Genomic DNA, 7,862 nt, shown 5'->3' with positions numbered 1-7,862 from the left:
AGCGAAGATCGACCGCTACAGACGGCTCATCGAGACAGAAGAAGTGACTCAGATCGGATTAGTGGGTGACGCTTTGTGAGGTACTGAGTATTGATTCCTACAAACAGCTCGACCGGGCTGTCCGGAAAGTCGACGACCTCGACGCTACCAGGCAGCGCCGGGCCAAGCAACTCATCGCTGAGACCGACGGTGCTGGTGTCAAGCTCGTTGACGAACTCGACACTACACAGCTCCGCACGGTTATGGACGCTGTCGACTCGACTGATGGGCTGGCGAGACTCTCGCGCCAATTCGATGCCGGGACGGTCGAAAGTCGGCATATCGATGAAATCACCGACCTGTTGGCCAGCGGTGGCATGGACGGGGCTGATCTGCGTCGATTCTCCGAAATGCTCCATCAGCGGGGGAGTGATCCGCTAATCGACGATTCGATTGATGCTGATGACCTGCTGGATGTTGCTCAGAAAGGCGAATTGAGTGAGACCCGGCTCGTGACAAAAGACCGCGATGGTGAACCCATACGATTACAGTCCGGTGACACTGATAGTGGCCTGGAACATATCGAGGGCCGTCATGTCAACGGAGATATTGTCCGCCGACAGCAAGCCAATGGAAAGGACACTGGTGCCGCCTCATTCTTCCCGACTGGCCGCAAAATCGAGGTCGACGGGAAAACGAACGAGTTGCCTGATAAGATGAATGACAAAGACGTGAAAGAGCTAATATACGAAACGGTCGAAGAGGGATCAAAAGATGCTGGGCGTGGAGATCGAATACAATATACACTGAAACCATCTGACCATGGACACGATTACGGTATTGAGCGCGTGAAAGTGATCGTGAAAGGTGATGGGTCGATTCATACCGCTTACCCGAAATCGGGTGGGTCAGTAGAAAAATGGTCTTTCCCTGCTGGTGATTGGGTATGACTAAGGTTTCGTTAGTGTTTGACTTCGACGAACGAGCGCATGATGCCTTTCAACAGGGTAATGTAGATATTTCGGTGGGCGCACGGCTGCAAGTCGATCAGACACATATTCTGGGAAGCTCTGATGCCTACACTAGGGATTTCATTGAACCCTATGTAATCGGCCTCCTCGAAGGTGCATTGGCCGCTCTCAATCAGGAAAGATATGTCTATGACTATTACATCGACGCGATGTATCTCGTGTTCGAACCAGCCGGCGATGGACGGACGAATCTCGCGTTCTGCTACAGCGAAGAGGCCGTCGAAAACCCCGACTACCGCGGGGAACAATCACCGAAACTTCCCGAACCGGAAGCCGTCGCGCCGACGCAAGCGCTCGCCGAGACCATTGCTGACGCGGCCCGGACGTATTTTGATACCATCCGGGAGTACGATCCCGATGCTGGTTCTGAGTACGTCGAACCACTGTTAGATGAGTTACGTGAGAGACTCGGCGGCACTGAGAAGTAGCTGATCAGTCCCTTCTTTTGACGAATTTCGCGACTGATTGCCCGTCCGCCAGCAGACGACTCAGCAGTTGCGCGAGATGGACTCGGATACCTGGGAGTGAATCAACGACAACGGTGCCAAATTCACGTCGAAGACTACTCGCGTCATCTGGACAACCGGCGAAACGGGCCCCAAAGCGCTCGAATCGCTCGGAATCAACGTCAACGGTAGGGCCGCACTGCTGCAACTCTCCGAGGCGACTACGACCGTGCGAACGTCGATTCAGGTCTAGAAACGCGGCGTTCTCTCTGATACTGCACTTCGACTCCTACAAACAGCTTGACCGGGCTGTCCGGAAAGTCGACGACCTTGACGGTACTCGGCAGCGTCGGGCCAAGCAACTCATCGCTGAGACTGACGGTGCTGGCGTCAAGCTCGTTGACGAGTTAGACGGCGACGGGCTCCAACGGGTACTCGACTTGGATATCGACCGTGCTGACGAGTTCCGCACGGCTGCAGCTCGCAATCTCGAACGAGGCAATGCCGACACCAACGATATCGAGAAATTCGCCACACATGCCGACAATCTGGAAGGTGTCGATGGTCTGAATAGCGGTCCCGTCGATGATTTCATCAATTCAAGAGACCCTGGAAACGTTGGTGGTGCACTTGATGAAGTGCGTCGGGCCGATGAAATCGGTGCAGAGAATATCGAGCGGATGAGTATTGAACTCCCCGATTCGAATGAGTATGACGGGGAACTGGATATCCAAGTCGAATCTGGCAAGATTGTCGAATCGAAAGGATCGTTCGGATATACGAAAGGCAAGATTGACCAACAATTCGACAGAAAGCTTAGAACTATGAAGGAACATGAGGATGTTGCTTTCGATGGCAACACACTGGAGATCCGGGCGAATCGCGTTGGGGATCAAAACTTGGTCAGTTCAAAGATTACGGAATGGGAGCAGAAGAGCAAATGGGGGTCTGCAGACATTACGATCAAAGTGGTCGATGAAGGCTCTGGATCAATTATCACGGATTAAATTGGAGGCTACTAATGGAAGATTACGATCTGATTGAACTTACCTATGTCCTCGATGAGGAACCGTCTAGTGATATCTTCGAGACGCTCATTAACGCGTTCCCGGAGTACGGTAGGCGAGATCGCGGACCTCGAGAATATGGGATACGTGCCAGTAAAATAGATGAATACACCAATGAAGTAGATATAGTCGGAGGGCGTGAAGAGATACTCCAAACAATATCTACGTATCCAGAGTGGTCAGTTGAGGTGCTGCTGAGCCACGATGATCTGACAATTGCACGGAGCAAGAGCGAATTGGGTCTACTGTCAGACTTATCAAAGCCCAATTTGCAATTTTCAACCTGGATTTACGCGATGAAAGATTCAGATGATCATGGCTCTCCTCCCGAAGTGAAGAAAATGCGGAAAGAGTTTGTCGAAGTACTTGCTCAAGCCGCAAACATTCTCGAACCAAAATGGGGCTTTGGCCGCCGCGGTGGCCTCGCTATCGGCGAAGATGAGACGGTCGAAGACCTTGCGACGAGGACCAAACCACCGCTGTACGAGTACAACGTCTTCCGTCCGGAAACGGTTGAGGCAATCGGTCGCGAGCAAGTCCTGTCGGCACCGGCCTACTACGTCGAAGAACTCGACTCAGGTGGCGTTTTCATGGCTGTCACGGAACCACCCAAGCAGTGCGGACACGAGGGCCAGCAGTGTGAGGAAGTCGCCGACCAGCTCGGTCTCTCGCTAGCGAAAACGGAACGCTATCACTGACCGCGATTTTAGATCTAAAGTCTACAATAATTCATCGCGACGGATCTCGCGTGCCCGCTCTCGAAGACGAGACTGAAACAGACCAGCAGTACTGGACGACACGCGACCGCGATGCTATCTACGCTACTGCGACCGCCCGCGTCGACAAGGCCGGCGAAAGCGATGACGTCGATCGCACGGCGGCCTACCGTGACCAGGCACTCGTCTTCCTGCTCGCCTACTCCGGTGCTCGCAGCGCGGAGCTCGTCGCTGTTTCTGATGATGAGGAACGCAACGGCCTCCGGTGGCGTCATGCCGATCTAGAGGCTGGCACAATGCAGGTGTTCGGAAAGAACCGCACCCGAGAATCTGCGCCGATCCTTGACGACGCGCTTCGCCCGCTCCGGCGCTGGAAGCAACTTCGAGAACCTGACGAGAATGAGGCCGTCTTCCCCAGACTCGACAACGCTGCGAAAGCGCTTGATCCCACGCCGTCGATCACCACGCAGTCGGCCCGGAACATCCTCGCAGACTTGTGCGAGTAGTCTGAGTACGACTTCGAGGAGCCACTGAAGCCACACGGTGCCCGCCGTGGCCTCGGGCGGGAGATCTATCGCGAGAATCCACAGCTGGCACAGGACGTGCTGCGTCACAAATCCATCGAGATAACCCACGAAGGCTACGCTCAGGAGGCTGCGAAACGTACTCGTGACGAAGCAAACGATATCATCTCCAGTGAGTAGACTAACCAACAAAACGGCAAAGAACCCCAAATGTTGGTTAGCTCAGTTAGGAGCCTCGTCAGCGGGATTCCCGTCGGCGATGAAATCTAGCCCCAATTCGCTATCCTTATCGACGCCCGCTGTCTAGCCCAATTCCGTAGGTTTAGCCCCTCTAATAAGAAACACCCACAGTTTCTATCAGCGTATGCTTGAAAATACCAAAGCCTTGGAGAAGTTACGAACTGCTATTGTTCGATTCTTTTGTGACGATTGATGCATTTTCTGGTTGCTTTTCTAGCGATTCTACTTCAGCAACTTGCTCCCAAACGACAGTCTTTGTCTTTGAGTTCAGACCGCTGTATTCGGTTGCAATTGTTGCGGTGACGGTATACTCAAGCCCCTGCTGAACTGACCAACCTGCCGTTTCCTCATCTTGAAAATCATAGGAGTTTGGAGCGTCTAACCCACTGGCAAGTACTGCCTGTGTCTCAACAAATTGCTTGCTTTCCCCTGGCTGGAGTACAACTGGCACCTCTGCGCCACTATTGAATGAGGGGGGCCTGTTCAGGAACTTCTTCTGGTTTTTTGGCAACCAGTGCATAGATATACTGGTGGTCTTATTCTCCACGGCAGGTGAATACCACTCTGCAGTGTACGTTTCGGATTCGTACCCAACCCAGTTGAGTTGATCTGGCGCAGTTCCAGTGTTTTCGACCGTCAATACCGGGCTGGCGATACCCACTTCGTTTTCAGGCGTGTAAGCGCCTGTCTCGGTTGCTGTTTTCCACTCAACGAGCTGGAGGTTCGGGGTAAAATCCTGCCCTATTTCGTTGGTGACGCTGTCATCATCAGAGTTGATCGCGGCGAATCGGTAGGTCCCCGGCTGGTAGTCAGTGAAATCGAGGGATACTTTCCCGGCTGACGGTCTCGAGCAGGAGTTGCTCGTGGTCGCGCTGCTGGCTGGAGCCTGCGTGCGAACGAGGTCGCCGCCCTCCACATCAACCAGATTGAGGGCACGACCGAGGACACGCCACGTGTCGAGTTCGATGAGCGCAAGAACGGCCGTGGTTGGTGAGTATCCTCTACGGAATCGACATCCTTGAGGAGCGTCTCGTCCAGATGAGGGGGCAGGACGAGTGGTCGGGGTATCTGTCCCGTCGACGCAGTCGAACAGCGAGCACATCTCCCGACAGACTATCTGGTGGCGGTTCTAGGAGGTCTCCGACGATGCGGATCTGCCGGAACGCATCGAGGGAGAGCGGCCGTCACCACAGCTGTGCCGACGGTTCTGGTACGACCGTTACTCCGAGACACTGGAGGTGGTGATCGCCGGCCTAGAGGACAAGCGGCCGAGCAGGGCAGCAGCGACCCGAGGTCGTGCTCCAGAACTACCTCTCCGAGGACCGCGCCCGGCAGTTGCGGCGTGAGTCGATATGGGAGGAACTCGCCGACGCTTTCAGTTGGTTCGAGCATTAAGTTACCCATCGGTGGGATTAGACTTAACAACCAAAGAGTTGTTTATTCAACAAATGCCTATTCGGTGGTTGCCGAACGCGATTCGGTAACTGTCGAACGCCGACTCTGAACTATGCTATATATCAACTCATGCTACCATTCGTCTTTAGCTAATACTCACAGTAATACTGTTAGACCGTGATTTTCGGTCGAATTTCGACCATACACCACACCAAAACGCCGAAAACTACCGATGTTATCATTGTTTATCGCAGGATTTCACAGGGAACAGCACCTCGACCGACGGAATTGATTCTGCTAATGCTCATAGTTATAATTTTACCTCCAAGAATTACTGCAGGTGTTAGCTAAAGACGAATGCTCATGCTACAAATGGGTGCATGGCAGTGTCAGATGACGGAGACGGATTGCCATCGGAAGTTGAAGAGAAAATCGAACCGGATTGAAGAACGATTTGACGACGAGACGTACCACCGCAGGTCGCTCGTCGAGTCAGTCACCCACTCGCTGTAACGACGCTATGGCGACACGCTGCGAGCGCGAATCTGGTTCGGTCAATTCCGCGAACGCGCTCAAAGCCGCCGTCAAAAACATCGAATCCACACTCAAGCGCTAACCTGCAAGATTTCGAAGTTCTAAACACGCCCAACTACACTGGTCAACGTACAGGTTCGACACCGAACGGTTCTGATTTACGGCACTGTCTAGTTCTGGATAACCTCAGCTGGTGTTTTTCCGTCAAGAGCTTGGTTCGGTCGTTCGTGGTTGTAGTGGTGTCTGAAGCGTCTAAGCCACTGTTTCGCGCTTGATTGACTGCCCCGCCAAAACGTGTGAAAGCGGTCGATTCGCATGGTCACAGTCTGGAACCATTTTTCGATGTGGTTCCGGAGTCGATAGTCGAGCCGACCGCTCAAATCGTGGCGTGAGAGGGCAGTCAAATAGCCGCCAGCATCGACGAGAAACTCTGTATCGGCGACATCGTGTTTCTGAGTGAGTCGATGCAGGAACGCCGCCGCGGGGTCAGTCCCGCGGCGGCTGAACACGTCTACCTCTAGCAATAGCTTCGAATCAACGTCGACAGCGGCGTAGAGCCACTTCTTTTCGCCGTCAACCTCGATTTGTTTCTCGTCGACCGCGACCCGCGACGGCTCTGCCGTCGGCGGGTCGCTCTGTGCTTCAGACAACGTATGAACCCAATTCCAAACCGCACCGTGAGAGCGATCGACACCCAGCAGGTCTAAGATTGCCACCGTCTCCCTGATCGACAGCCCCGCCGTATGGAGACGCACCCCAAATTCCCGGACGGGTGTCGGGGTGCGCTCGTTCTCCCAAACGTCTTGATGAACCTCGTCTAACGTCTCTCTGAGGAGGTCTGCGAGTTGCATGGACACTTCTCGCTACGGCCTCCTCACTTCTCAAACTCGCTCAACTAGACAGTGCCTGATTTACAGATACCTCAGTGAAACAGACCAAATACTAAACCACATTACCCTGTTCGATGTCAATCTCCCCCACTCTACCGAACACAATCCACACAATATCCGGGGACCATGTGAATTCGTTCAGGTTTTTAGAATCCACCCCACTCGTTATAAATTAATAAAATCTAAATAAGAGCTAACAAGAAACCATTTGGTTTATGTGATACTAATCTCAAAAATAAAATATGGATAAACCGGCTTATGTTATTAATACGGATGGTGTTGTCCATAAAGACGATCAGTATTTGCTGATTGAGCGTGGCAGTGATGAAGAACATGCGAGCGGAGAATTAGCATTTCCTGGTGGAACAGTCGAAGCGGAGCCATTCGAACAAGAAGTCCTTACAGACACAGTTCGTCGAGAAGTCCTCGAAGAAGTTGGAATAACAATAACCGATATCAATTTCATCCATAGTAATACATTCGAAATAAATGACGATACGCTCTGTCTTAACGTCGTGATGCTATGTAGCTACGCTGGAGGAAATGCGCACGTCAGAGACGAAGACGAAGTCGCCGCGGTACATTGGAAGACGTATGATGAAATTGTAGCGGATGACGATGTTCCACAGTTCACCCAACGGTTTGCGGACATCGCAGAAGAAGCCCGGACGCAAGATTGACCGCGAGGAAGCTACAGCCGAGAATAGAGTTCCTCAAGAATCCGTTCTCAGGTTTCGGGTGCGTCTTCGCTGTTCGCATAGAATGCCGAGACCGACGAAACCTCATAGATGTCTTCAGCATCGTATTGGGCGTTCTCACCGAGACGGAGTGCAGCTTCCTTGTTAAGCTGATTGATGAGGAAATTAAGAAACTGGTCTTCGTGTATGGAACCGTCTGATTGTTGGTTTTAGACACACCATCCGCAAGCAGACATCCTTCATACGATCTTACTACTCAGCTTTGCACGTTGAAGTGGTAGCGTGACGTAGGCGTTGACAAAGAAGGATGATGCCGATCACGGACTTCCTTTCGTGTACGCG

General features: G+C 52.7%; 7 protein-coding genes and 2 pseudogenes. 6 read left to right on the top strand and 3 right to left on the bottom strand.

Annotated elements, in window-relative coordinates; translation table 11 throughout:
- Positions 1 to 65 precede the first annotated feature (65 nt).
- The 5 genes and pseudogenes from C442_RS22400 to C442_RS20160 all read left to right on the top strand — a co-directional run.
- Entirely contained in the window at positions 66 to 929 is an 864-nt protein-coding gene (locus tag C442_RS22400) for a hypothetical protein (protein ID WP_008313775.1), read from the top strand.
- Positions 926 to 1,438, top strand: a complete 513-nt coding sequence (locus C442_RS22765) for a hypothetical protein (RefSeq protein ID WP_239642354.1) — start codon at positions 926 to 928, stop codon at positions 1,436 to 1,438. Before C442_RS22400 ends, C442_RS22765 begins: the two co-directional genes overlap by 4 nt.
- Positions 1,439 to 1,896: 458 nt before the next feature.
- Positions 1,897 to 2,463, top strand: a complete 567-nt coding sequence (locus tag C442_RS22500; RefSeq protein ID WP_193363423.1) for a hypothetical protein — start codon at positions 1,897 to 1,899, stop codon at positions 2,461 to 2,463.
- A 14-nt stretch (positions 2,464 to 2,477) separates the two neighbouring features.
- Positions 2,478 to 3,221: a hypothetical protein gene (locus C442_RS22760; protein WP_228841637.1), complete on the top strand. Its 744-nt coding sequence runs from the start codon at positions 2,478 to 2,480 to the stop codon at positions 3,219 to 3,221.
- Positions 3,222 to 3,280: 59 nt separating this feature from the next.
- Positions 3,281 to 3,943, top strand: a pseudogene (locus C442_RS20160) (tyrosine-type recombinase/integrase); the annotation flags it as partial.
- 214 nt (positions 3,944 to 4,157) lie between these two features.
- On the opposite strand, the gene C442_RS20155 reads toward C442_RS20160, so the two are convergent.
- Together C442_RS20155 and C442_RS20150 are read right to left on the bottom strand one after the other, a co-directional pair.
- A complete protein-coding gene (locus tag C442_RS20155) occupies positions 4,158 to 4,919 on the bottom strand; it encodes a hypothetical protein (protein ID WP_008313768.1) in 762 nt (253 codons plus the stop codon).
- Positions 4,920 to 6,102: 1,183 nt separating this feature from the next.
- Positions 6,103 to 6,783: an IS6 family transposase gene (locus C442_RS20150; RefSeq protein WP_008313766.1), complete on the bottom strand. Its 681-nt coding sequence runs from the start codon at positions 6,781 to 6,783 to the stop codon at positions 6,103 to 6,105.
- A gap of 281 nt (positions 6,784 to 7,064) precedes the next feature.
- On the opposite strand from C442_RS20150, the gene C442_RS20145 reads away from it, so the two are divergent.
- A complete protein-coding gene (locus C442_RS20145; protein WP_008313763.1) occupies positions 7,065 to 7,502 on the top strand; it encodes an NUDIX hydrolase in 438 nt (145 codons plus the stop codon).
- 56 nt (positions 7,503 to 7,558) lie between these two features.
- Here the strand turns inward: C442_RS20145 and C442_RS23175 are convergent.
- A pseudogene (locus C442_RS23175) lies at positions 7,559 to 7,708 on the bottom strand (ISH3 family transposase); the annotation flags it as partial.
- Between the last annotated feature and the right edge of the window lie 154 nt (positions 7,709 to 7,862).

It is taken from the genome of Haloarcula amylolytica JCM 13557, from assembly GCF_000336615.1.
GTDB lineage: Archaea > Halobacteriota > Halobacteria > Halobacteriales > Haloarculaceae > Haloarcula > Haloarcula amylolytica.
The sequence above is the reverse complement of the archived record's forward strand: the minus strand, read 5'-3'. Positions and strand labels throughout refer to the sequence as shown.

What these genes read in the sequence shown, in the direction of transcription:
- C442_RS22765 (WP_239642354.1), top strand. Translation starts at nt 926, where the DNA reads ATGACTAAGGTTTCGTTAGTGTTTGACTTCGACGAACGAGCGCATGAT.
- C442_RS22760 (WP_228841637.1), top strand. Translation starts at nt 2,478, where the DNA reads ATGGAAGATTACGATCTGATTGAACTTACCTATGTCCTCGATGAGGAA.
- C442_RS20150 (WP_008313766.1), bottom strand. Translation starts at nt 6,783, where the DNA reads ATGCAACTCGCAGACCTCCTCAGAGAGACGTTAGACGAGGTTCATCAA.
- C442_RS20145 (WP_008313763.1), top strand. Translation starts at nt 7,065, where the DNA reads ATGGATAAACCGGCTTATGTTATTAATACGGATGGTGTTGTCCATAAA.